This window comes from Streptomyces sp. NPDC101225, from assembly GCF_044767585.1.
GTDB lineage: Bacteria > Actinomycetota > Actinomycetes > Streptomycetales > Streptomycetaceae > Streptomyces.
Genome location: NZ_JBIWOE010000002.1, coordinates 307423 through 330614, shown reverse-complemented (window position 1 = coordinate 330614; position 23192 = coordinate 307423). Strand labels below are relative to the sequence as shown.

25 protein-coding genes and 1 tRNA gene are annotated in these 23192 nt (G+C 70.6%); 15 read left to right on the top strand and 11 right to left on the bottom strand.

All coding sequences use genetic code 11. The features are described 5' to 3' along the window. Positions 1 to 7: 7 nt before the first annotated feature. Positions 8 to 460, bottom strand: a complete 453-nt coding sequence (locus tag ACIRPX_RS04255; protein WP_404187980.1) for a type II toxin-antitoxin system PemK/MazF family toxin — start codon at positions 458 to 460, stop codon at positions 8 to 10. A 233-nt stretch (positions 461 to 693) separates the two neighbouring features. Between ACIRPX_RS04255 and ACIRPX_RS04250 the strand changes: the two genes are divergently transcribed. Further along, positions 694 to 1446 (top strand): MBL fold metallo-hydrolase, encoded by a 753-nt coding sequence (locus tag ACIRPX_RS04250; RefSeq protein WP_404187977.1) that lies wholly within the window; start codon positions 694 to 696, stop codon positions 1444 to 1446. 68 nt (positions 1447 to 1514) lie between these two features. Here ACIRPX_RS04250 and ACIRPX_RS04245 read toward each other — a convergent pair whose 3' ends face one another. Then, a complete protein-coding gene (locus tag ACIRPX_RS04245) occupies positions 1515 to 2765 on the bottom strand; it encodes a PTS transporter subunit EIIC (protein ID WP_404187975.1) in 1251 nt (416 codons plus the stop codon). 166 nt (positions 2766 to 2931) lie between these two features. Beyond that, positions 2932 to 4221: a PTS transporter subunit EIIC gene (locus tag ACIRPX_RS04240; protein WP_404187972.1), complete on the bottom strand. Its 1290-nt coding sequence runs from the start codon at positions 4219 to 4221 to the stop codon at positions 2932 to 2934. A gap of 125 nt (positions 4222 to 4346) precedes the next feature. Here ACIRPX_RS04240 and ACIRPX_RS04235 point away from each other — a divergent pair, with 125 nt between their 5' ends. From ACIRPX_RS04235 to rdgB, 4 genes are all read left to right on the top strand, one after another. Then, entirely contained in the window at positions 4347 to 4580 is a 234-nt protein-coding gene (locus ACIRPX_RS04235; RefSeq protein WP_404187969.1) for a glucose PTS transporter subunit EIIB, read from the top strand. A gap of 105 nt (positions 4581 to 4685) precedes the next feature. Next, a complete protein-coding gene (rph, locus tag ACIRPX_RS04230; protein ID WP_404187966.1) occupies positions 4686 to 5423 on the top strand; it encodes a ribonuclease PH in 738 nt (245 codons plus the stop codon). Between the two features lie 146 nt (positions 5424 to 5569). Further along, the gene (locus tag ACIRPX_RS04225; protein WP_404187964.1) at positions 5570 to 5962 is read left to right on the top strand and encodes a hypothetical protein; all 393 of its coding nucleotides are present in this window, start codon (positions 5570 to 5572) and stop codon (positions 5960 to 5962) included. 49 nt (positions 5963 to 6011) lie between these two features. Next, positions 6012 to 6614, top strand: coding sequence for an RdgB/HAM1 family non-canonical purine NTP pyrophosphatase (gene rdgB / locus ACIRPX_RS04220; protein ID WP_404187962.1), 603 nt, complete (start codon positions 6012 to 6014; stop codon positions 6612 to 6614). Positions 6615 to 6659: 45 nt separating this feature from the next. Here the strand turns inward: rdgB and ACIRPX_RS04215 are convergent. After that, positions 6660 to 6734: transfer RNA gene (locus ACIRPX_RS04215), tRNA-Leu, on the bottom strand. A gap of 223 nt (positions 6735 to 6957) precedes the next feature. Then, on the bottom strand, positions 6958 to 7425 hold the full coding sequence (bcp, locus tag ACIRPX_RS04210; protein WP_404187960.1) for a thioredoxin-dependent thiol peroxidase: 468 nt from the start codon (positions 7423 to 7425) through the stop codon (positions 6958 to 6960). A gap of 104 nt (positions 7426 to 7529) precedes the next feature. Between bcp and ACIRPX_RS04205 the strand changes: the two genes are divergently transcribed. Then, a complete protein-coding gene (locus ACIRPX_RS04205; protein ID WP_404187957.1) occupies positions 7530 to 7859 on the top strand; it encodes a DUF3618 domain-containing protein in 330 nt (109 codons plus the stop codon). Between the two features lie 23 nt (positions 7860 to 7882). After that, positions 7883 to 8242 (top strand): GroES family chaperonin, encoded by a 360-nt coding sequence (locus tag ACIRPX_RS04200; protein ID WP_384249971.1) that lies wholly within the window; start codon positions 7883 to 7885, stop codon positions 8240 to 8242. Between the two features lie 162 nt (positions 8243 to 8404). Here the strand turns inward: ACIRPX_RS04200 and ACIRPX_RS04195 are convergent, their stop codons facing one another. After that, positions 8405 to 10828, bottom strand: coding sequence for a transglycosylase domain-containing protein (locus tag ACIRPX_RS04195; RefSeq protein ID WP_404187954.1), 2424 nt, complete (start codon positions 10826 to 10828; stop codon positions 8405 to 8407). A 204-nt stretch (positions 10829 to 11032) separates the two neighbouring features. Between ACIRPX_RS04195 and ACIRPX_RS04190 the strand changes: the two genes are divergently transcribed. From ACIRPX_RS04190 to ACIRPX_RS04175, 4 genes are read left to right on the top strand one after another with little or no spacing between them, the layout of a single operon-like run. Continuing rightward, positions 11033 to 11833 carry an ABC transporter permease gene (locus ACIRPX_RS04190; protein WP_404188270.1) on the top strand — a complete coding sequence of 267 codons (801 nt, stop codon included), beginning with the start codon at positions 11033 to 11035 and terminating at the stop codon, positions 11831 to 11833. Then, positions 11826 to 12647: an ABC transporter permease gene (locus ACIRPX_RS04185; RefSeq protein WP_404187952.1), complete on the top strand. Its 822-nt coding sequence runs from the start codon at positions 11826 to 11828 to the stop codon at positions 12645 to 12647. Before ACIRPX_RS04190 ends, ACIRPX_RS04185 begins: the two co-directional genes overlap by 8 nt. Beyond that, entirely contained in the window at positions 12605 to 13663 is a 1059-nt protein-coding gene (locus tag ACIRPX_RS04180) for an ATP-binding cassette domain-containing protein (protein ID WP_404187949.1), read from the top strand. The genes ACIRPX_RS04185 and ACIRPX_RS04180 overlap by 43 nt, the downstream gene beginning before the upstream one ends. A 33-nt stretch (positions 13664 to 13696) precedes the next feature. Further along, positions 13697 to 14554 carry a DUF1707 domain-containing protein gene (locus tag ACIRPX_RS04175; protein WP_404187946.1) on the top strand — a complete coding sequence of 286 codons (858 nt, stop codon included), beginning with the start codon at positions 13697 to 13699 and terminating at the stop codon, positions 14552 to 14554. 18 nt (positions 14555 to 14572) lie between these two features. Here ACIRPX_RS04175 and ACIRPX_RS04170 read toward each other — a convergent pair whose 3' ends face one another. Beyond that, a complete protein-coding gene (locus tag ACIRPX_RS04170; protein ID WP_404187943.1) occupies positions 14573 to 15904 on the bottom strand; it encodes an SGNH/GDSL hydrolase family protein in 1332 nt (443 codons plus the stop codon). 219 nt (positions 15905 to 16123) lie between these two features. Here ACIRPX_RS04170 and ACIRPX_RS04165 point away from each other — a divergent pair, with 219 nt between their 5' ends. Further along, the gene (locus ACIRPX_RS04165) at positions 16124 to 17491 is read left to right on the top strand and encodes a DUF445 domain-containing protein (RefSeq protein ID WP_404187940.1); all 1368 of its coding nucleotides are present in this window, start codon (positions 16124 to 16126) and stop codon (positions 17489 to 17491) included. A gap of 53 nt (positions 17492 to 17544) precedes the next feature. Next, positions 17545 to 19053 (top strand): MFS transporter, encoded by a 1509-nt coding sequence (locus ACIRPX_RS04160; protein WP_404187937.1) that lies wholly within the window; start codon positions 17545 to 17547, stop codon positions 19051 to 19053. Between the two features lie 407 nt (positions 19054 to 19460). Here ACIRPX_RS04160 and ACIRPX_RS04155 read toward each other — a convergent pair whose 3' ends face one another. Both ACIRPX_RS04155 and ACIRPX_RS04150 read right to left on the bottom strand, forming a co-directional pair. Continuing rightward, positions 19461 to 19763 carry a hypothetical protein gene (locus tag ACIRPX_RS04155; RefSeq protein ID WP_404187934.1) on the bottom strand — a complete coding sequence of 101 codons (303 nt, stop codon included), beginning with the start codon at positions 19761 to 19763 and terminating at the stop codon, positions 19461 to 19463. Between the two features lie 111 nt (positions 19764 to 19874). Further along, positions 19875 to 20681 carry an alpha/beta fold hydrolase gene (locus ACIRPX_RS04150; RefSeq protein WP_404187932.1) on the bottom strand — a complete coding sequence of 269 codons (807 nt, stop codon included), beginning with the start codon at positions 20679 to 20681 and terminating at the stop codon, positions 19875 to 19877. A 62-nt stretch (positions 20682 to 20743) separates the two neighbouring features. On the opposite strand from ACIRPX_RS04150, the gene ACIRPX_RS04145 reads away from it, so the two are divergent. After that, positions 20744 to 21169 carry a MarR family winged helix-turn-helix transcriptional regulator gene (locus ACIRPX_RS04145; RefSeq protein ID WP_404187929.1) on the top strand — a complete coding sequence of 142 codons (426 nt, stop codon included), beginning with the start codon at positions 20744 to 20746 and terminating at the stop codon, positions 21167 to 21169. A 179-nt stretch (positions 21170 to 21348) separates the two neighbouring features. Next, on the top strand, positions 21349 to 21951 hold the full coding sequence (locus tag ACIRPX_RS04140; protein WP_404187926.1) for a nitroreductase family protein: 603 nt from the start codon (positions 21349 to 21351) through the stop codon (positions 21949 to 21951). A gap of 484 nt (positions 21952 to 22435) precedes the next feature. On the opposite strand, the gene ACIRPX_RS04135 is transcribed toward ACIRPX_RS04140, so the two are convergent. Continuing rightward, positions 22436 to 22615 (bottom strand): hypothetical protein, encoded by a 180-nt coding sequence (locus tag ACIRPX_RS04135; RefSeq protein ID WP_404187923.1) that lies wholly within the window; start codon positions 22613 to 22615, stop codon positions 22436 to 22438. Then, on the bottom strand, positions 22615 to 23022 hold the full coding sequence (locus ACIRPX_RS04130; protein WP_404187921.1) for a hypothetical protein: 408 nt from the start codon (positions 23020 to 23022) through the stop codon (positions 22615 to 22617). The genes ACIRPX_RS04135 and ACIRPX_RS04130 overlap by 1 nt, the downstream gene beginning before the upstream one ends. Positions 23023 to 23192: the final 170 nt, after the last annotated feature.

The window sequence follows — 23192 nt, the reverse complement described above, 5'->3', positions numbered from 1 at the left end:
CGCCGTCCTACGTCGCCAGGTGACGGACCTGGTCCCACAGGACCGGGTCCACCACACCCACCCGCCGGCGGAACTCCCACACCGGCACCTCACGCAGCTCGTCGGTCTCCAGGAAACTGGCACGCCCCTGCGCGTCGCCCACCGCGCCCGGGGGCAGCGGGATCACCCCGGACCGTTCGTCGTGGTACCTGCTGGTGATCTTCGCGACGGTCGCCCGTTCCCCGTGCACCACCAGCACCAGACAGGGCCGGTCCTTCGCGCCGGGTCCGTCCTCGTAGGGCACGTTCGCCCACCAGATCTCCGCGGGCCGCGGCCGTGAACGCGGCCGCCCGCCGGGCCGGCCCGGCGGCCGTGTCCGGCGTCCCGCGGGCCGCCGTCCCCGTCCCCAGCCGTCGACGAGCGTGGCGACCAGCGCGAGCAGCACCACCGCGGCGAGCGCGAGCCACCATGACGTGTCCATACGGAGACGGTACCGGCGCGCGATGAGCGCCGCGCGCCCTCTGTCGAACCCGTGCTCGCTCCCCGGCGCCCGCCCGGCCCCGGTTCCAGCCGAACCGGTGACACCACAGGTGAGTTCGCCCACAACAGCCCTTGCCGGAGGAGCGACCGGGCGTTTTGCGCCTTACGCTCGACGGACCGCACGACCCCCGTCTCCCGCCAGAAAAAGTTCCCGCCCGCGGAGGTTTCTGCTCCATGAAGCTCACCGTCGTCGGTTGCTCGGGGTCGTTCCCGTCCGCGGAATCGGCCTGCTCGAGCTACCTCGTAGAGGCCGACGGCTTCCGGCTGCTCCTCGACATGGGCAACGGTGCCCTTGGCGAGCTGCAGCGCCACTGCGGTCTTTACGACCTCGACGCGATCTTCCTCAGCCATCTGCACGCCGACCACTGCATCGACATGTGCGCCTACTTCGTGGCGCGCTACTACCGCCACGACGGCGGCCGCTGCGACCCGATCCCGGTCTACGGTCCCGAGGGCACCGAGCACCGCCTGACCACGGCGTACGCCGACACCCCCACCGCCTCCTCCATGAGCGAGGTCTTCGACTTCCACACGGTCAAGCCGTCCACCTTCGAGATCGGCCCGTTCACCGTGCACACGGAGCGCGTGGCCCATCCGGTGGAGGCGTACGGCATCCGGATCGAGCACGGCGGGTCGACCCTGACGTACTCCGGCGACACCGGGATCAGCCCCGCACTGGAGGAACTCGCCCGCGACGCCGACCTGTTCCTGTGCGAGGCGGCCTTCACGCACGGCAAGGAGAACATCCCGGACCTGCACCTCAACGGCCGCGAGGCGGGTGAGACGGCGGCCCGCGCCGGCGCGCGCCGCCTGGTCCTCACCCACATCCCCCCGTGGACCGACCCCCAGGCCAACCTCCGGGACGCCCGCGACGTCTTCACCGGGCCGGTGGAACTGGCGGCGCCGCGGCGCGCGTACGAGATCTGACGCTCCGCGCCCGAAGGCCCCGGCACCTTCTCGGTGCCGGGGCCTACGTCATGACCTGCGAGGGGGACTCACGCCTTGGTGAGGTCCTCGACCTCCTCGTCGGGCTCGCGGCCCGGGGTGGGGAGGTTGAACCGGGTGATGGCGAAGCGGAACAGGCCGTAGTAGACCGCGCCGAAGACGAGACCGATCGGGATGATCAGCCAGGGCTTGGTGGCGAGGTTCCAGTTCAGCGCGTAGTCGATGAAGCCCGCCGAGAAGGTGAAGCCCGCGTGCACGCCCAGCGCCCAGGTGATCGCCATCGACAGGGCCGTCAGCACCGCGTGGATCGCGTACAGCAGCGGGGCGATGAACATGAACGAGAACTCGATCGGCTCGGTGACACCGGTGACGAAGGAGGTCAGCGCGAGCGAGATCATCATGCCCATCACGGCCTTGCGGCGCTCGGGGCGGGCGGAGTGGGCGATGGCGAGCGCGGCGGCCGGCAGACCGAACATCATGATCGGGAAGAAGCCCGACATGAACTGTCCGGCGGTCGGGTCACCGGCGAAGAACCGGGTGAGGTCGCCGTGCACGACCTGGCCGGCCGAGTTCTTGAAGTCGCCGATCTGGAACCAGGAGACCGAGTTCACGAACTGGTGCATGCCGACCGGGATCAGCGCGCGGTTGATCAGGCCGAACAGGCCGGCGCCGAGCGCCCCGAGGCCGGTGATCCACTCGCCGAAGTGCGAGATGCCCTCACCGATCGGCTTCCAGACCAGGCCGAAGAAGACACCCATGGCCGTGCCGACGAACGCCATGATGATCGGCACCAGCCGGCGGCCGTTGAAGAAGCCGAGCCAGTCCACCAGCTTCTTGCGGTGGTAGCGCTGCCACAGCACCGCGGACAGCAGGCCCATCAGGATGCCGCCGAGCACACCGGGGTTGTTGTAGGTCGCGGCTATGTCCGCGCCCTTCATGACCTTGGCCTCGGTGACCGGGAACGCCTTGAGGACGTTGCTGTAGACCAGGAAGCCGACGAGCGCCGCGAGCGCCGTCGAGCCGTCCGACTTCTTGGCGAAGCCGATCGCGACGCCGATGCAGAACAGCATCGGCAGGTTGTCGAAGATCGCGCCACCAGCCGTGGCGAACACCGCCGTGACCTTGTCGGGCAGGTTCAGCTTGTCGTGGATGTCCTGCTGGCCGAGTCGCAGCAGGATGCCCGCCGCCGGCAGCACGGCGATCGGGAGCTGGAGGCTGCGGCCAACCTTCTGCAGGCCCTGGAACAGGCCCGATCCCCACTTCTTCGTGGGGGCCGCCGTTGGCGCGGTGGCGGTGCTCATATACTTCCTCCGGGGTGGTGGTCTACACCACTCAGTGGTGTAGACCTGTTGTAGCAGATGAGGTCCGCATAAAGGAACCCGCGATTCCTGTTACCGGAGCGCTACGCGCTGTCGCAGGACGAAGCCCCCGGACCGGCGGGTCCGGGGGCCGACTGGGTCGGGGCCGTCAGGCTTTCGTCACGTCCTCGCGCTCCTCGTCCGGCTCCCGGCCGGGCGTCTTCAGGTCGAACGCCGTGATGGCGAAACGGAAGATCGCGTAGTAGACGGCGGCGAAGCACAGCCCGATCGGGATGATCCCCCACGGTTTCGTCGCCAGGTTCCAGTTGATGACGTAGTCGATGAGGCCGGCCGAGAAGCTGAAGCCGTCGTGGACGCCGAGGCCCCAGGTGACCGCCATCGAGACACCGGTCAGCAGGGCGTGGATCGCGTAGAGGACCGGGGCGACGAACAGGAAGGAGTACTCGATCGGTTCCGTGATGCCGGTGACGAAGGACGTCAGGGCCACCGACAGCATCAGGCCGCCGATCTCCTTGCGGCGGTGCGGCCGGGCGCAGTGGGTGATGGCGAGCGCGGCCGCCGGCAGGGCGAACATCATGATCGGGAAGAAGCCCGAGGTGAACTGGCCCGCGTTCGGGTCGCCCGCCAGGAACATGTTGATGTCACCGTGCACCACGGTCCCGTCCGGCTTGGTGAAGCTGCCGAACTGGAACCAGATGGGCACGTTGAGGAACTGGTGCAGACCCACCACCAGCAGTGCCCGGTTGGCGACGCCGAACACGCCCGCGCCCCGGGCGCCCAGGTCGCTCATCCAGTTGCTGAAGCTCTCCAGCCCGTCACCGATCGGCGGCCACACCCACAGGCACAGCGCCGCGAAGGCGATCGCCACGAACGCCATGATGATCGGCACCAGCCGGCGGCCGTTGAAGAAGCCGAGCCAGTCCACCAGCTTCGTACGGTGGTAGCGGGCCCAGAAGAACGCGGCCAGCAGGCCCATCACGATGCCGCCGAAGACGCCCGGGTTCTGATAGGTGAAGGCGCTGACCGTCGCGTCGGCCGCCTGGCAGCCCACCCCGGGCACCGCCTTCGTGCCGCTCGGGCAGTCCTCGGGGAACTGGCGCAGCACGTTGAAGTAGACGAGGAATCCCGCCACCGCCGCCAGCGCGGTCGAGCCGTCGGACTTCTTCGCCATGCCGATGGCCACGCCCACGCAGAACAGCAGCGGCAGCCCGAGCTGGCCGTCGAGCAGCGCCCCGCCCGCGCCCGCCATGACCTTGGAGACGTTCGTCCAGCCCAGCCCGTCGTCCCCGAACACGTCGGGCTGGCCGAGCCGGTTGAGGATGCCCGCCGCCGGCAGTACCGCGATCGGGAGCTGGAGGCTGCGGCCCATCTTCTGCAGGCCCTGGAAGGCCGATTGCCACCGGCGACGGGCTGGGGGAATCTCGGTGTCGGCACTCATGAGTTGGCGACCGCCTGCGAGGTGGTGTAGACCAGTTACGACGATTGGGATGCTGTGACGCCATCTTTGGGTACGCACGGCGCCGTCGCTCGTGAAGTTGGGCCAACTGTGCGTGAGGAGACGTCATGGCCAGCAAGGCTGAGAAGATCGTTGCCGGGCTCGGCGGCATCGAGAACATCGAAGAGGTGGAGGGCTGCATCACGCGCCTGCGGACCGAGGTCCTCGACGCCTCCAAGGTGGACGAGGCCGCCCTGAAGGCCGCGGGCGCGCACGGTGTCGTCAAGATGGGCACCGCGATCCAGGTCGTCATCGGCACCGACGCGGACCCCATCGCCGGGGAGATCGAGGACATGATGTGAGCCGCCGGTCCGCCAGGACCGGCGCACGGAGAGGGCCCCTCCCGGCGGGAGGGGCCCTCTCCGTCGGTGGAAGCCCTTCCCCTTTCTGCGACTAGGCTCGTCGTCATGTCTCGAATCGACGGTCGCACCCCCCGACAACTCCGCCCGGTCAGCATCGAGCGCGGCTGGAGCAAGCACGCCGAGGGCTCGGTCCTCGTCTCCTTCGGCGACACCAAGGTCCTCTGCACGGCCTCCGTCACGGAGGGCGTCCCCCGCTGGCGCAAGGGCAGCGGCGAAGGCTGGGTCACCGCCGAGTACGCCATGCTGCCCCGCGCCACCAACACCCGCGGCGACCGCGAGTCCGTCAGGGGCAGGATCGGCGGCCGCACCCACGAGATCAGCCGCCTCATCGGCCGCTCCCTGCGCGCCGTCGTCGACTACAAGGCGCTCGGCGAGAACACCGTCGTCCTCGACTGCGACGTGCTCCAGGCGGACGGCGGCACCCGCACGGCCGCCATCACCGGCGCCTACGTGGCCCTCGCCGACGCCGTCGCCTGGGCCCAGGGCAGGAAGCTGGTCAAGGCCGGCCGCCAGCCCCTCACCGGCACCGTCTCGGCGGTCTCGGTCGGCATCGTCGGCACCGTCCCGCTGCTGGACCTCTGCTACGAGGAGGACGTCCGCGCCGAGACCGACATGAACGTCGTCTGCACCGGCGACGGACGCTTCGTCGAGGTGCAGGGCACCGCGGAGGCCGAGCCGTTCGCCCGCGACGAGCTCAACTCCCTGCTGGATCTGGCGGTTTCCGGCTGCGCGGAACTCGCTGCCCTTCAGCAGAAGGCACTTGGTACCGTCCTGGAAAGGTAAAGGGCGCGCCAAGGCGAGCGGCGGCCGGGGGCAACCCCGCCGCCCGCCCCCGCGTCCCTACGGATGCGGGCGCACGGCACACCACCGTGCGCCCGACCGGTAACGGGGGGCCTCACCGGGGCCTGGAGACAGGAGGGACCGCAGTCATGGCCGTGAGCCGAGGCCGCCGTATCGCCGTCGCGGCACTGGCCGCCGCCGGGCTGACCGTGTCGCTCGCCACCGGCTGCGACGCCGTCGACAAGGCGCTGGACTGCGTCCAGACCGCCGACACCATCGCCGACAGCGTCACCGAACTCCAGCAGGCCGTGGAGAACGCCTCCAACGACCCGAGCCGGCTCGACGACTCCCTCGCCTCCATCGACAAGAACCTCGGCAAGATCGGCGACAGGACCGACAACGCCGACGTCAACAAGGCGGTCGACGACCTGGACAAGGCCGTCGCCGACGTCCGTACGGCGGTCCGGAACGGCGACAACACGCCGGACATCAGCCCGGTCACGGACGCGGCCGGCGAACTGACGAAGGTGTGCACCTCGTAGGCGACGGGCGCGCGGGAGGCGGGCCGGCCCAACCGGAATACTGGCCCTCATGACGCGCTTGATCCTCGCCACCCGCAACGCCGGAAAAATCACCGAACTCAGGGCGATCCTCGCCGACGCAGGCCTGAACCACGAGCTGGTGGGGGCGGACGCCTACCCCGACATCCCCGACGTCAAGGAAACCGGCGTCACCTTCGCGGAGAACGCGCTGCTGAAGGCGCACGCCCTGGCACAGGCGACGGGCCTGCCCGCCGTCTCCGACGACTCCGGCCTCTGCGTCGACGTGCTGAACGGCGCGCCCGGCATCTTCTCCGCCCGCTGGGCCGGCCGGCACGGCGACGACCAGGCCAACCTCGATCTGCTGCTGGCCCAGCTGTCGGACATCGCGGACGAGCACCGCGCGGCGCACTTCGCGTGCGCGGCCGCACTCGCACTCCCGGACGGCACCGAGCGGGTGGTGGAGGGCCGGCTGCGCGGCGTGCTGCGCCACAGCCCCGAGGGCACGGGCGGGTTCGGCTACGACCCCGTCCTCCAGCCGGACGGCGACAGCCGCACCTGCGCGCAGCTGACCCCCCAGGAGAAGAACGCGATCAGCCACCGTGGCAAGGCGTTCCGCGCGCTCGTACCGGCGGTGCGGGAGCTGCTGGGCTGACTACCGAAGGGCGCCCCGCCGGGTGGCACGGCGCCCTTCACGGGGTGGGCCCGGTGGGACTCGAACCCACGACACACCGGACCTAAACCGGCGCCCTCTGGCCAGCTGGGGTACGGGCCCGCAGCGCCGCCCACTCTACCGGTCAGCGGGAAGCCGGTTTGAGGCGAGATCGATTCGCGCAGGTGTCCGTCCGGCCGGGGCACTCCACGCCGGCCTCAGCCATCTTCCCGCGCAGGTGTCTCCTGCGAAGGAACGAACCGCTCATCGGACGGTCATGCCGGAAACGCAGAACGGCCCGTACCATCACCTCGGTACGGGCCGCTCGCCAGGGGCAAAGGGGTGCTCAGATCCCCAGATCCTTGATGATCTTCGCCACGTGGCCGGTCGCCCGGACGTTGTAGAGGGCCCGTTCGACCTTGCCCTCCTCGTCCACGATCACCGTGGAGCGGATGACGCCCATGTACGTCTTGCCGTAGTTCTTCTTCTCGCCGTAGGCGCCGTAGGCCTCGGTGACGGTCTTCTCCGGGTCGGCCAGGAGTGTGACCTTCAGGGACTCCTTCTCGCGGAACTTGGCCAGCTTCTCCGGCTTGTCGGGCGAGATGCCGATGACGTCGTAGCCGGCGCCCGCCAGCAGCTGCAGGTTGTCCGTGAAGTCGCAGGCCTGCTTGGTGCAGCCCGGCGTCAGGGCCGCGGGGTAGAAGTAGACGATGACCTTGCGGCCCTTGTGGGCCGCCAGGGACACCTCGGTGCCGTCGGCGTCGGGGAGGGTGAAGTCGGGGGCCACGTCCCCGGGCTGGAGTCGCTCGCTCATCGGGCTAGCGTAACCGGGGGTCCTGACAGTGCAGGCGCGGGCGGAACTGACAGACTGTCCAGAACAAGCGGCACCACGTACCAGCTGACTTCGGAGGCCCTACGGTGGCGGACACGTCGGACACCAGAACCCCGGCGCAGATCGAGGCGGACATCAAGAGCCGCCGCGCAGTGCTGGCCGAGACCCTCGACGAGATCGGGGTGCGGGTGCACCCGAAGACGATCGTCGGGGACGCCAAGGCCAAGGTCGTCTCCAACATCGATCACACGCTGGGTCGCGCCTACGTCGGGGTCAACAAGGTCGTGAGCGACGTCAGGGCCCAGTTCGTCGACGAGGAGGGCGCGCCCCGGCTGGAGCGGATCGTGCCGGTCGCCGTCGTCGCCGTCGGACTCGTGGGTCTGCTCGCTCTCGGCACCCGGCGGCGCCGGAAGTGAGCGCGGACAGGTAGGTTCAGGGTGTGAGCGCCAACAGAAACGAGCACAGCACCCCGCAGCACGACAAGCTGCCCATCCGGATGCTGCACGACCGGGTTCTCGTGCGGCAGGAGACGGGTGAGGGGGAGCGCCGGTCCGGCGGGGGCATCCTGATTCCCGCCACCGCCGCGGTCGGGCGCCGCCTGGCCTGGGCCGAGGTCGTCGCCGTCGGGCAGAACGTACGGACCGTGGAGCCCGGCGACCGGGTCCTGTTCGACCCGGAGGACCGGGCCGAGGTGGAGGTCCGGGGCGTGGCGTACGTGCTCATGCGCGAGCGCGATCTGCACGCCGTGGCCGCCGACCGGTTCGAGGGCTCCGAGGACACGACGGGCCTGTACCTGTAGCGCGTCCGGGAGGAAGCGGCCGAAGGGCTGGTGACCGTCGTCACCAGCCCTTTTCGTCGTGTTCACCGGCGCTGAGATCGCCGCCGGCATGCTGCTCCTGCCGTACGCCGCAAGGACCCTCCTGCTGCCGGCCGCCGGCGTGGGGCTGAAGGCGGCCTCGGGTCACTGACGCGTCCGTGTGCGGGCCGCCTGCGTGCCCGGGCCCGCCGTCGTGGTGCCGGTGTCGGTGCCGGTCGTGGTGCCGCCGCCGTCCGTCGTGTTGCCGGTGGTGTCGCCCGTCGTCCCGCCGTCCGTGGTGCCGCCGTCGGCCGTGCCGCCGGTGGTGGTCGTCCCGCCGTCGCCCGTGGTGCCGCCGTTCGTCGTGCCGCCGGTGTCGGTGCCGGCGACGGCGCCGCCCGTGGCGGGCGTCCGGCCGCCGGTGGTGGCACCGTCGGTGGTGCCGCCCGTGGTGGGCGTCGGGCTGACGGTCGTGCCGCCGTTGTCCTGGCCGCCCGTGTCCGGCTGCTGCGGCGGCTCGGTGGTGGCGGCGGGCGGTGCGGTCTCCTCGGCGCCCGCCTGGAGCTGGAGGTCGAAGTCCGTCGTCGGCTTCCCCTTCAGGGCGTCGCGGGTGTACTGCGCCCAGATCTCGGCGGGCGGGCCGCCGCCGTTGACGCGGTCCAGGCCCATCGCGCCGTACAGCGACTTGTGATGGGCCGTCACCGGGTCCTGGCCCATCACCGAGACGACGGTCGCGAGGTCGGGGGTGTAGCCGGCGAACAGGGCGGCCGTGTCCTCCTCCGCGGTGCCGGTCTTGCCGGCGGCGGGGCGGTCGGCGGCCTGGGCGGCGGTCGCGGTGCCGTTGTCGACGACGCTCTGCAGGATCGAGGTGGTGGTGTCGGCGGCCTCGCGGCTGACGGCCCGGCCGGTCTGCGGCGTGGGCAGGTCGACGACGTCCTTGCCGTCCTTGGTGATCGAGTCGATCATCGTGTACGTGCCGCGCTCACCGTGGTTGGCGAGCGTCGCGTACGCCTCCGCCATGTCCAGCACGCTGGCCCGGGAGACACCGAGCGCGATCGACGGGGTGGGGGTCAGCTCCGGGGTGTCGGAGGGGATGCCGAGGGCGATCGCCGTCTGCTTCACCTTCTCGGAGCCGACGTCCACGGCCATCTGCGCGTACACCGCGTTGACGGACTTGTCGGTGGCGGTGCGCACGGTGATGTCGCCGTAGGAGTGGTCGTCCTCGTTGGCGGGTGCGTAGCTGCCGCTCCAGCCCTCGACGGGGCGCTTGTCGGTGCCGTCGTAGTAGGTGTTCGGCGTGATGGTCTCGCCGTCCTGGGTCTCGGAGTGGTTCTGGACGGCCGAGGCGAACACGAACGGCTTGAAGGTGGAGCCGACCTGGAAGTCCTCGCGGGTCGCGCCGTTGGTGTACTGCTTGACGTAGTCGATGCCGCCGTAGATCGCGACGATCTTGCCGGTCTTCGGGTCGACGGAGGCGCCGCCCGCGCGGACGTAGGTGTCGACCTTGTTGTTCTTCTTGTCGAGCTTCGACATCACCTTGTCGTCGACCGCCTTCACGAAGGCGTTCTGCTTGCTCCGCTGCAGGGTGGTGGTGATGCGGTAGCCGCCGCGGTCGAGTTCGTCGGCGGTGACGACCTTGTTCTTGGCGAGGTAGTCCTTGACGGCGTTGACGATGTAGCCGCGCTGCCCGGACATGCCGGTGGAGGCGGTCTGCTGCTTCGGCGTCGGGAACGTCAGGCCGGCCCGCTCCGTCCCGGTCAGCCAGCCCTTCTTGACCATGCCGTCCAGGACGTAGTTCCAGCGGGCCACCGCCGAGGCCTTGTTCTCGGGGTGCGCGACGACGTCGTACTCGCTGGGCGCGTTGACCAGCGCGGCGAGGTAGGCCGCGTGGGCCGGGTCGAGATCGGTGGCGTCCTGGCCGTAGTAGGCCTGGGCGGCGGCCTGGATGCCGTACGCGTTGCGGCCGAAGTAGCTGGTGTTGAGGTAGCCCTGGAGGATCTCGTCCTTGGACTTCTCCCGGTCCAGCTTGATCGAGATGAAGAACTCCTTCACCTTGCGGGTGACGGTCTGTTCCTGGCCGAGGTAGTAGTTCTTGACGTACTGCTGGGTGATCGTCGAGCCGGACTGCCTGCCCTTGCCGGTGGCGGTGTTCCAGGCGGCGCGCACCATCGCCTTGGGGTCGACCGCGGACTCGGTGTAGAAGTCGCGGTCCTCGGCGGCCAGCACGGCGTGCTGGGCGGATTTGGAGACCTGTGCGAGCGAGACGTTCTCCCGGTTGACGTCTCCGTCGCGGGCGATCTGTGAGCCGTCCGCGTAGAGGTAGACGTTGGCCTGCTTCATGGCGAGGGCGTTGGCCGGGGGGATCTTGACCAGCGAGTAGCCGAGGTAGAACAGGCCGATCAGCAACAGGACGCCGATGACGAAGGTGCCGAGCACCATGCGCCAGGTCGGGATCAGCCGCCGCCAGCCCGTCCTCCTCGGGCGCTTCGGCCTGCCGTCCCCGCCCCCCGGGCCGGCGGCCTCGGCCGCCTGCGGCTCTCTCGGTGCCCAGCCCTGGACAGGCTGTTGCGGCTGCGGCTCGTCGCTCATGTCGTGTACCGAACTCCTGTTTCGCGTCGTACGTTCCTGTACGCCCTCGTACGCCTTCTGCGCCCCCTCTTGAAGACTCTCGCACCATGCGTTCCGTTCCCGGATCGCGGCACGCGTCCGCCCCCGAAAATGCGTGGCGTGCGTCACTGCGGGCGGACTAGGCTCCTGCGCTTCGGTGTCGAGAGGTCCGGGAGGTTGACCGACGTGGGCTCGGGACGGTTGTACGTGGCCGTCGCGGCAGGCGGCTTCAGGCGGTATGCGACGTATCGGGCGGCCACGGCCGCGGGGGTGTTCACCAACACCGTCTTCGGACTCATCCTCGTCTACACGTATCTGGCGCTGTGGCAGGAGAAGCCGCACCTCGGAGGGTACGACCAGGCGCAGGCGGTCACCTACGTGTGGCTCGGCCAGTGCCTGTACGCGACGCTCGCCCTGCAGGGCGGCGGGTTCGAGAAGGACCTGATGGACCGCATCCGCACCGGGGAGATCGCGGTCGACCTGTACCGGCCCGCCGACCTCCAACTGTGGTGGCTGGCAGGGGACCTGGGGCGCTCGGTGTTCCAGATGCTGGGGCGCGGCGTGATCCCTTTCACGTTCGGCGCGCTGTTCTTCCCGATGGCCCTGCCGCGTGACGTCACCACCTGGGCGGCGTTCCTGGTGACCCTCGTCCTGGCGATGGTGGTCAGCTTCGGCATCCGCTATCTGGCCGCTCTGAGCGTCTTCTGGCTGCTGGACGGCATGGGCGTGAGCCAGGTCCTGATGATCACCGGCGTCTTCTTCTCGGGCATGGTGCTGCCGCTGAACGCCTTCCCCGGAGCCCTCGGCGAGATCGTCCGCGCGCTGCCGTGGGCGGCGCAGCTCCAGATGCCGGCCGATGTGCTGATGGGCGAGACCGACCCCGTGCGGGCGTACGCCTTCCAGGCGGTGTGGGCGGTGGTGCTGCTGGCCGCGGGGCGGCTGATGCAGTCGGCGGCGACACGGCGGGTGGTGGTGCAGGGTGGCTGAGGCGAAGCGCCTGACGGAGGGGGTGCGGGCCTACCGGCTGATCGCCGGGATGTGGGTGCGCTCCTCCATGACCTACCGCACGTCCTTCCTGGTCACGGTGTGCGGCAACCTGCTGGTGACGGGCCTGGACTTCATCGGCATCCTGCTGATGTTCTCGCAGGTCCACTCGCTCGGCGGCTGGACGCTGCCCGAGATCGCCTTCCTGTACGGACTCTCGGTGACGTCGTTCGGCATCGCGGACCTGGTGCTCGGCTCGATGGACGTGCTGGGCGCCCGGATCCGCGACGGCTCCTTCGACACCCTGCTGGTGCGGCCCGCGCCGGTCCTCGCCCAGATCGGCGCGGACCGCTTCGCGCTGCGCCGCCTGGGCCGGATCGTCCAGGGCACGCTGGTGCTGGGCTGGGCGCTGGCGTCGGTCGACGTCGGCTGGAGCGTGGCGAAGGTGCTGCTGGTGCCGGTGACGCTGGCCGCGGGCGCGCTGATCTTCTGCGCGGTGTTCGTGGCGGGCGCGGCCTTCCAGATCCTCGCGCAGGACGCGGCCGAGGTGCAGAACGCCTTCACCTACGGCGGCACCACGCTGCTGCAGTACCCGCCGGCGGTGTTCGGCAAGGACTTCGTGCGCGGGGTGACGTATCTGCTGCCCCTCGCCTTCGTGAACTGGGTGCCGGCCTGCTTCGTGCTGGGGCGGCCGTACCCGCTGGAGCTGCCCTCGTGGGCGGCCTTCGCGCCGCCCCTGGTGGCGCTGTCGTGCTGTGCGGCGGCCGGCCTGGCATGGCGGGCCGGCCTGGGGTCGTATCGGAGTACGGGGAGTTGAGCGTGACAGAGCGGGCGCTGATCGAACTCGACCGCGTCGAGAAGGTCTTCGACGTGCGCCGCAGGACCGGATTCATGAAACGGGAGCGGCGCGAGGTGCGGGCCGTCGACTCCCTGTCCTTCACCGTCGCGCGCGGTGAGATGGTCGGCTACATCGGGCCGAACGGCGCCGGCAAGTCGACGACGATCAAGATGCTCACCGGCATCCTCACGCCGAGCGGCGGCCGGCTGCGGGTGGCGGGCATCGACCCCTCGCGCGAGCGGTTGCGGCTCGCGCACCGCATCGGGGTGGTGTTCGGGCAGCGTACGACGCTGTGGTGGGACCTGCCGATGATCGACTCCTACCGGCTGATGCACCGCATGTACCGCATCCCGGACGCCCGTTACCGGGAGAACCTCGACCGCTGCGTCGAACTCCTCGAACTGGCCGATCTGCTGGACGTCCCGGTCAGGCAGCTCTCCCTCGGGCAGCGGATGCGCGGGGACATCGCGGCGGCGCTGCTGCACGACCCGGAGGTGCTCTACCTCGACGAGCCGACGATCGGCCTGGACGTGATCTCGAAGGCCAAGGTGCGGGGATTCCTGCGGCAGTTGAACGCCGAGCAGGGCACGACCGTCCTGCTCACCACCCACGATCTCCAGGACATCGAGCAGCTGTGCTCGCGCGTGATGGTCATCGACCACGGACGGCTGATGTACGACGGCCCGCTCGCCGGCCTGCACGAGGTGGGGGAGAGCGAGCGGATCCTGGTGGTGGACCTGGAGCGGGAGCTGGCGCCGATCGACGCGGCGCCCGCGCGGGTGGTGAAGGCGGAGGGGCCGCGGCAGTGGCTGGCCTTCCCGGCCGGGCAGTCGGCGGCCGCGCTGGTCGCCCGGATCGCGGCGGAGTATCCGCTGGCGGACCTCTCGGTGCGGGAACCGGACATCGAGGACGTGATCGCCAGGATGTACGCGGGCACGGATCCGGGGCGGGCGGAGAAGGCCGATCCGGGGCGGACGGAGAGAGCGGTCTCGTAGCCTCCGGCCGGGTGAACTCGTAGGCTGCTGTCCATGACCGATGACGCCGCAGTCCCCGAAATCCGGGCATCCGACGCCGACCGTGAGCGAGTCGCCGAGGTCCTGCGGGACGCCTTGGCGGAGGGCCGTCTCGACATGGCGGAGTTCGAGGAGCGGCTGGAGGCCACCTACCAGGCCCGGACGTACGGCGAGCTGGCGCCGATCACCCGCGACCTGCCCGTCGGCGAGGTCGCGCCGCCGCCCACCTCGCTCACCAAGGAGCCGGTGGCGAGCGGAAGTTGGGCCGGGCGGATCGTCGGCGGCGAGGGGTCCTCGACCTGGGCGGTCGCCGTGATGTCCGGGTTCGAGCGCAGGGGTCGCTGGACCGTGCCCAAGCGGTTCACCTGCTTCACCTTCATGGGCGGCGGCGAGCTCGACCTGCGCGAGGCGAACTTCGCCGACGGCGAGGTCGAGATCACCTGCGTCGCGATCATGGGCGGGGTGAACGTCATCGTGCCGCCCGGCGTCGAGGTCGTCGTCCGCGGCATCGGGATCATGGGCGGGTTCGACCACCGGGAGTCCGGCGTGCCCGGGGAGCCCGGCGCGCCGCGGGTGATCGTGAACGGCTTCGCCTTCTGGGGCGGCGTCGGCGTGGAGCGCAAGGTGACCAGGGAGGAGCGGCGCCGCCTGAAGGAGGAGCGCCGCCAGCAGAAGCTGGATCGCAAGGCCTCCCCGCGGGAGCTGGAGGAGGACCACGGCGAGGACGGGCACGACGCGCACCGCAGGATGCTGGAGGGCCACCGGGATCTGCGGCGCGACCGGCACGAGGAGCGCCGGGAGCGGCTCGATGAGCGGCGCGAGCGGCACCGGGAACGCCGCGAGGAGCGCCACCGGCGCCACTTCGGCGACTGATCGACCGCCCCGCACGCCCTAGAGTTCGGCCGGCGCCGCGCCCTTGAGGTCGTCCAGGTCGAAGACGTCGGCCATCTTCGCGTAGCCCCGGTCGCTCGGGTGGAGGTGGTCGCCCGAGTCGTAGTCGGAGCGGAGCCTGCGCGGGTCGTACGGGTCGCGCAGCGCCTTGTCGAAGTCGACCACGGCGTCGTAGACCCGGCCCGAGCGGATCTCCGCGTTGATCTGCCGGCGTACCGCCTCGCGGGCCGGGGTGTAGCCGCGGTGCCCCCGGAAGGGCATCAGGGTCGCGCCGACGACCTTGACGCCGCGGGCGTGGGCCTCGCGGACCAGGGTGCGCAGACCGCCGACGATCTTGCCGGGGTCGGCGAGCCGCGGGTTGCGCAGGATGTCGTTGACGCCGAGGTCCACGACGACCACCTTGACGTTCGTCCGGGAGAGCGCGTCGCGGGAGAAGCGCAGCAGGCCGCTGGGGTTGTCGGCGGGGCGGCCCAGCCCGTCGGCGAGGACCTGGTTGCCGCTGATGCCCTGGTTGACGACGCTGTAGCGCGGCAGGTCCTGGCCGGAGCCGATCGCGGAGCGCAGCCGCCGCGAAAGGAAGTCCGGCCAGCGGTGGTTGGCGCCGAGGCCGGAGGTTATGCCGTCGGTGAGGGAGTCGCCGAAGGCGACCACGGTGCCGTCCGACTCGTTGCTCAGCACGTCCAGCGCGGTGAGGTAGCGCCAGAACGGCGTCTGCTCGGTGTACCCGCCGCCGGTCACGTCCTCGGTCCGGTCGCCGGCCGCGAGGTAGGAGATCTGGCGGGCGTGCGGGTGGTAGGTGACCGGGCCCGACGAGCTGGGGGAGTAGGTGGTGACCAGCACGTCGCTGCCCTGCGGGAGGGCGATGCGGACCGCGTCGCTCAGCATCTGCCGGCCGGGCGGTATGACGACCGCGGTGCTGCCGCCGAACGTCAGCCGCCGCATGGTGCCGGCGTTCGCCGCCGCGGTGCCGGAGGTGGCGGCCAGCGCGATCGAGGCGTGGGTGACGGTCAGCGGCGACTGGCCGTAGAGATTGGACAGCGTGACGCGGGCACTCGTACCTCCCACGCTCGCGTGCACGACGTTGCGCACCGAGCGTCCCGCCATGCCGCCGGTCTCGGTGCCGGGCTCGGCCCCCGCCGGGGACGCCGACCAGGCGCCGACCCAGATGCCGGTGGAGGCGGGGGCGGCGGAGTTGCGCGGGGAGCGGCCCCCGGCGAGGGTGCTGCCGTTGCTTGTGCCGTCGGCCGCGGCACCGAGGTAGATGGCGGCCGAAAGGCCCACGATCACGGCGACGATCGCGGACAGCAGGGCATAACCGTGACGCCTGGTCATGCGGTGCGGGTCTCCTCGGACGAGTGGGAGCCCGAGGCTCCGGTGTGATCACCCCATGATGCGTCATGGGGTGAGGGCGAGGCGCACCGGACCCCCTGTGGGCCACCGGAGTTGAGGTCGCACCTCCCCGCCCGGACAGACGCCGGGAACTCTCGTTCCGTTCCGGGAGTCGGTCAGGAAGGGACAATGTGTGCAGGGGATCACGAACGGGTGGAGCGAATGGAACGTACGGATCGTGAAGAAGCGGGTGAGCGTGCCCTCGGCGAGGGTGCCCGCCCGGCCGCGGCGGGCCAGCAGAAGGTCCCCGCCGCGGCCGCACGCGCGATGACGACCTTCAGCGCCGCCGACCAGGAGAAGCAGCGCGGGGTGCGCCGGATGAAGCTCACCGCGATCGGGCTGCTGCTGTTCGTGGCGCTGGTGTACGTCCTCGCCAAGTGGGCGGAGAACTCCGGCGCCGGCGCCTGGGCGGGCTATGTCGCCGCGGCCGCCGAGGCAGGCATGGTCGGCGCGCTCGCCGACTGGTTCGCCGTCACCGCGCTCTTCCGCCGTCCCCTCGGCCTGCCCATCCCGCACACGGCGATCATCCCGACCAAGAAGGACCAGCTGGGCGTCTCCCTGGGCGAGTTCGTCGGCGAGAACTTCCTCTCCGAGGACGTCGTACGTCGCCGGCTGCGTGCCGTCGGCATCGGCAGCCGGCTCGGCGCCTGGCTCGCGGAACCCGAGCACGCGGACCGGGTCACGGCCGAGCTGTCGGCCGCCCTGCGGGGCGCGCTGACCGTGCTGCGCGACTCGGACGTCCAGGCGGTGGTCGGCGAGGCGATCACCCGGCGCGCCGACGCCCAGGAGATCGCGCCCGGCATCGGGAAGATGCTGGAGAAGATCGTCGCCGACGGCGGCCACCGGCGGGTCGTCGACCTGGTCGTCACGCGGGCCCACGACTGGCTGGTCTGGCACGACACCGAGATCATGAACGCCGTTCAGGGCGGCGCCCCCGGCTGGACCCCGCGTTTCGTCGACAAGAAGGTCGGCGAGCGGGTCTACCGAGAGCTGCTGCGCTTCGTCACCGAGATGCGCGACATGCCCTCCCACCCGGCCCGGGGCGCCCTGGACCGCTTCCTCGGGGACTTCGCCTCCGACCTCCAGTCCGACACGGACACGCGGACGCGGGTGGAGCGGCTGAAGGGCGAGGTGCTGGGCCGTGGCGAGGTCCAGGACCTGATCGCCTCCGCGTGGACCTCCGTACGCTCGATGATCGTCTCGGCGGCCGAGGACGAGCGCAGTGAGCTGCGGCTGCGCGTGCGGGCCTCGCTGCTGTCGCTGGGGGCGCGGATGGCCGTCGATCCCAGGCTCCAGGAGAAGGTGGACCACTGGGTGGAGGGCGCCGCGGTGTACGTCGTCACCACCTACCGCACGGAGATCACCTCCCTCATCACGGACACCGTGGCGGGCTGGGACGCGGAGCACACGACGAAGAAGATCGAGGCGCACATCGGCCGCGATCTGCAGTTCATCCGGATCAACGGCACGGTGGTCGGTTCGCTGGCGGGCCTGCTCATCTACACGGTGTCGCGGGCACTGGGGGCGTAATCCCGCCTTCCGCGGGCACCCGACCCGGGTTCCACTCGCCGAGGAGGGAGCCCATGACAACAGCCGAGGCCGCCGGCGGCCGTACCATCACCACGAACATTCCCGCCCGTCTGGACCGCCTGCCGTGGTCGGGCTGGCACTGGACGATCGTCATCGGTCTCGGCACCGTGTGGATCCTCGACGGCCTGGAGGTCACGGTCGTCGGCAACATCGCCGGCCGCCTCTCGGAGGCCGGCAGCGGTCTGCCGATCAGCTCGGGCCAGATCACCGGGATCGCGGCCGCGCTGTATGTGGCCGGCGCCTGCGTGGGCGCGCTGTTCTGGGGCCGGCTGACCGACAAATGGGGCCGCAAGAGGCTGTTCATGATCACGCTGGCGGTCTATCTGGCCGCCACCGCGCTCACCGCGATCTCCTTCTCGCCCTGGTGGTTCTTCACCTTCCGCTTCCTGACCGGCTTCGGCATCGGCGGTGAGTACGCGGCGATCAACTCCGCGATCGACGAGCTGATCCCCGCCAAGTACCGCGGCCGCGTCGACCTGATCATCAACGGCAGCTTCTGGCTGGGCGCGGTCGGCGGTTCGCTGCTGTCGATCGTGGCGCTGAACACCGGCGTCTTCCCGAAGGACGTGGGCTGGCGGCTGACGTTCGCCCTGGGCGCCGTCCTCGCGGCGGTCATCCTCCTGGTGCGGCGGCACGTCCCGGAGAGCCCGCGCTGGCTGCTGATCCACGGCAGGGACCGGGAGGCCGAGGAGATCGTCACCTCGATCGAGGAACGGGTGGCGGCGGACGCGGACGAGCCGCTGACACGGCCCGAGGGCGAGATCACCATCCACCAGCGGCGCAGCGTCAGCTTCCTGGAGATCGCCCGCACGCTGTTCGCCGACTACCGCAGGCGCTCGGTCCTCGGCTTCTCGCTCTTCATCGGCCAGGCGTTCCTCTACAACGCGATCACCTTCGGCTTCGGCGCGATCCTGACCACCTTCTTCGACGTGCCGAGCGGCAACACCGGCTACTACTTCGCGGTCATCGCGGTCGGCAACTTCTGCGGCCCGCTGCTGCTGGGCAAGCTGTTCGACACGGTCGGGCGACGGGTGATGATCTCCGGTACGTATCTGCTCTCGGGCCTGCTGCTGTTCGGCACGGCCTGGCTGTTCGACCGGGGATCGCTGACCGCCACGACGATGACGGCCTGCTGGTGCGCGGTCCTGTTCTTCGCGTCGGCCGGCGCGTCCAGCGCCTACCTGACGGTCTCCGAGGTCTTCCCCATGGAGACCCGGGCGATGTCCATCGCCTTCTTCTACGCCCTCGGCACGGCGGCCGGCGGCATCAGCGGCCCCCTGCTCTTCGCGGACCTGACCGGCACGGGCAAGGTGGGCGACACGGTCCTGGCCTTCGAGATCGGCGCGTCCCTGATGTGCGCGGCGGGCCTGGTGGCGGCGTTCCTCGCCGTGAAGGCCGAACGCCGCTCCCTGGAGGACATCGCCAGGCCGCTGACGGCGGCCGCGAGTTCCCTCCGGGGGAAGGGGCGCAGCGAGCCGGGCTCCAGGCCGGCTACGGCGTAGGGGGGCGGCGGCGGGAGCTTGCTTGCACAGCCTGCGGGCTTGCGGGCCTGCGATCCTGTGGGCGGGCCTGCGGGCCTGCGGGCCTGCGGGCCTGCGGGTCTGCGGGTCTGCGGGTCTGCGGGTCTGCGGGTCTGCGGGTCTGCGGGCCTTCAGGCCGCCTGGGGCGGCACGGGTGGGCGCGGGCGGCACCAACGTCGGCGCCGGGCTCAGCACCTTGCCTGTGCACTGCGGTGGTGGTGGGGGGGGCACCTCACCCGCGCCGGGACGGGCAGCTTGCCTGTGCATGGCAGCGGGCGGCATCTCGCCGGGCGCCGGGTCGGGCACCCGGCCTGTGCACGGCAGCGGGCGGTATCTCACCCGGCGCCCCGTCCGCACACCGCAGCGAGCGGCGGCCCCCCCAAAAAACCTCACGCGTGCCGGTCAGCCACCGCCCAAGCGGCCAGCGCCATCGCCCCGGCCACCCCGAACACCGCAGGCCACGCCCCCACCTTCTTGGCCAGAGGATGCGACGCCCCGAACGCGGCCACATACCCCGCGCTCAACGCCCCCGCAGCCACCCCACCGGCCCGCTCCCGCCACTGTGAAGCCGCCGTGGCCCCGGCCACGGCCAGCACGAAGCCACCCAGCTCCCGCTTCCTGGTCCAGCGAGCAACGCCGTACCCACCGACAAGCCCACCCGCGGCCACCGCCGCACTGGGAATCCTGGCCATGCCTGCCTCCTACCGATACGACGGATCCGCTCCGAGGCTAATCCCCCCTCGCACCGCCCCGGAGGCAGGGGTGGCCCTCACGCCGGCCCGCCCCCACCGGCGCCACGGCCGTCAACCGACACCGCCGCCCCCACCGGTCCACCGCAGGTGCTCGTCGATGAGCCCGAACGTGACCTCCGGCTGCTCGATCTGCGGAAGATGCCCGGCCTTGGGCACCACCTCCAGCCGTCCGTCCGCGAACGCCCCGGCGTAGCCGGCCCCGTACGCGGGAGTCACGATCCGATCGCTCTCCCCCCAGATCAACAGCGCGGGCACCCGCACCCGCCCCAGCCGCCGCAGCAACTTCGGATCGTGCATGTACGGCTCCCCGGCGAGAACCCGCATGGTCGCCATGTTGGCCTGCCGCACGGCGAGTTGATCGGCGGGCAGCGTGGCGGGATCGACGTAGTACCGATCCGGCTCGTGCCACGACAACTCGAACGCCGCACGGGGCTCCAGCGCGAAGTAGTCCGCGATCGGCTCGCCCGCCACCCGCACACCGACGGCGTCGACGAGCACCAGCCCGCTGATCCGCCGCCCACCGTCCCGTACGGCCATCTCGGCGGCGATCCACCCCCCGAGCGAGGACCCGACGACGAGGACGTCCTCCAGCCCCCGGTCCTGGAGCAGATGCAGATACGCGAGGGCGAGGTCGTCGACACCGGTGAGCCACTCGGGCCGTGGCGTGCCGTCCCAACCGGGATGGACCGGCACCAACGTGTGGGCGGCGGGGGCCAGATGCCGGGCGATTCCCGCGACGGTGGCGGCCCCGCCACCGCCGTGCAGCACGAGTACGGGTCGGCGGCCGGTCCCGGAACCGGCCTCGGACAGGGTGAGGGGCAGGTCGGCGTACACCTGCGAGGTGTGATCTGTAGGCATGCCGGCCACTCTAACTAAACATGCTTATATAAGCTAGCTTAGTTTCAGGCTAAGCTGACCCCATGCACCCTGACGCCACCGCCGACCTGCAACTCCTCGGCCGCGCGGTCAAGCAGACCCAGTACCGCCAACATCGCGCCCTGGACAGTGCGTTGACGGCGATCGGCACGACCCTCGCCCAGTGGGACGCCCTGCGCGCGATCGGCCGCACCCCGGGGGCGTCGGCGCGCGACCTGGCCGCGGCCACCTTCCAGACGGAACAGGCCTTCGGCACCCTGGCGGGCCGCCTCACCGCCCAGGGCCTGATCGAACGCCGCCCCGGCCACGGCCGCCGCATCGAACACCACCTGACCCCGGCGGGCGAACGCACCCTGGAGGCGGGCCACAAGGTGGCGTACGAGGTCCTGGCGGAGCACTTCGCCCCCCTCCCCGAACGGGACCGAGCAACCCTCCTGGACCTCCTGCAACGCCTGAACGAGACGCCGTAGCAAACGGCAGGACGAATGTGCCCTCACGCGGAAGTCCAGGCAGCCGTACTGAACACGCGCAAGTCCCACGATGGATGTTGCGCCGGGCAGGCAGACGGCTCGGCGGAGAGGCTGCGGAGCAACGAAAAACGACGCAACTGCCGTTGCGGGCACAGGAGCCAGTGGCAAGATCGGCCGACATGGAATTCTCCGAGGTCGTACGTCGACGCCGCATGATCCGGCACTACTCCGACAAGCCCCTCGCCCCCGAGGTGATCGAGCGCGTCCTCGCCTCGGCGCTCCGGGCGCCCTCGGCCGGCTTCTCCCAGGGCTGGGCGTTCCTCGCCCTGACCGACCCCGCCGACCGTGCCCGCTTCTGGCCGTTCGTCCCCACCCGGGTCGAGAAGACCCCGACCATGCAGGACGCTCCACTGGTCGTCGTCCCCCTCGCCCACAAGGCCGCCTACCTGGAGCGCTACGCCGAACCGGACAAGGGCTGGGAGGACCGCGCCGAGGCCCGCTGGCCGGCCCCGTACTGGCACATCGACACCGGCATGGCGGCCCTGCTGATGCTCCTGACCGCCGTCGACGAGGGCCTCGGCGCCTGCTTCTTCGGCATCATGCCGGAGCATCTCCAGCCGTTCCGCGAGGAGTTCGGGGTGCCGGACGAGTACGCCCCCATCGGCGGGATCACGGTCGGCCACCGCGCCGACGACGCACCCCCGCAGGGCGCGCGAGTCGCGGAACGCCGACGAAGCGCGGGGGAGGTCATCCACCGGGGGCAGTGGGGGCAGCACGCCTGAGGACCCCGCACGTGCACCGGCAGTCCACGGCCCGACATCCGTCCCCCGGCCGACCACCGCACACCCCGTCCCACCGTCCCCACCCCCGGGCCGCCCAGCCCCGCAACCGCCATCGTCGGCCACGCCGGGCGGCCTTCGGTGCGTTGCCGACAACGGGACCAGAAGCGGCCTCATGGGCCGGCAGTGGCGAAGGCGCGCTCAGCCACTCTCAGCTGCCAGGACTTTGGAAGGGCTCCCACCGCTGTCCACCTTGGCCTCAGCCCCCGCGCAGGGGTTCGGCAGCGCAATCTCGCCGTCATCAGCACATGGAATTCGGGTCGGTGCCCGCCGGCCGGAGCCTTCTTGGTGAGATCCGGACGGTGCCCCGACGCATACGCCGAGGGTCTTCGACGGGCATTGCTTGTGCAGGTGGATCGTGATGCCGCCGCCCGACGCCGACACCTTGTCGTGCAGGTCGTACTCTTCACCGACCTGAATCTCCCGGTCACACTTCCCGCAGATCACCGTGGTGGTGCTCCTTCCACAGCGTTTTCCAGACCCGGTACAGCTGCTGCGCTTCGCCGCACTTCCGGTCGGGCGTGGCTCGGCAGCCGTGGCAGGCGAGACAGTGATCGGCAAGGACGTCGAAAGCATCGACGGTTGCGGCGGCCGCCTCGGCACTCATCAGGAGTCCTCCGCTCGGTTGCCGTGCTGCGCGTCCACAGCCGCCGAGAGGGCTTCGCGTAGCCGGTACACCGGAGTGAACGGACGATCCTGGGAGGGCCGTACAGCCCAATGCAGTGCCGATTCAGGGGTGTTGAGCGGCGGAACGACCACATAGGTCGAGAGCCCGCAGGGGGTTGTCCCGGGCACGTTCCAACCGGACGTCGAGGACGGCTCGGCCAGGAAGTAGTGGATACGGCTCCACGGGTCGCAGATCACGGCCCCTGACTTGCCTTCGAGCAGGGCGAGCGCCGCGACAGCCATGATTCGGCCGACGCGTACGGCGTCGAAGTGGGTCCCTGCCTCGACGTGCCAGATGGTGCCCTCGGGGGGCACCCATAGCAGTTGGGCCCGTGACACGGCGTTCATGCGACCGCCTGGAATCGGTGTTCGGAGGTCATGTCGTGCTGCCGAGCGATGCTCACGCAATCCTCGATGAGGACGAACGCGAGCGGGATTGCTTCAGACATCCCCGTTCCCATCTACTGGTCCCAACGCGTGAGAGAGATGGTGAGGCTGCGCAAGAGGCACAAGTACCC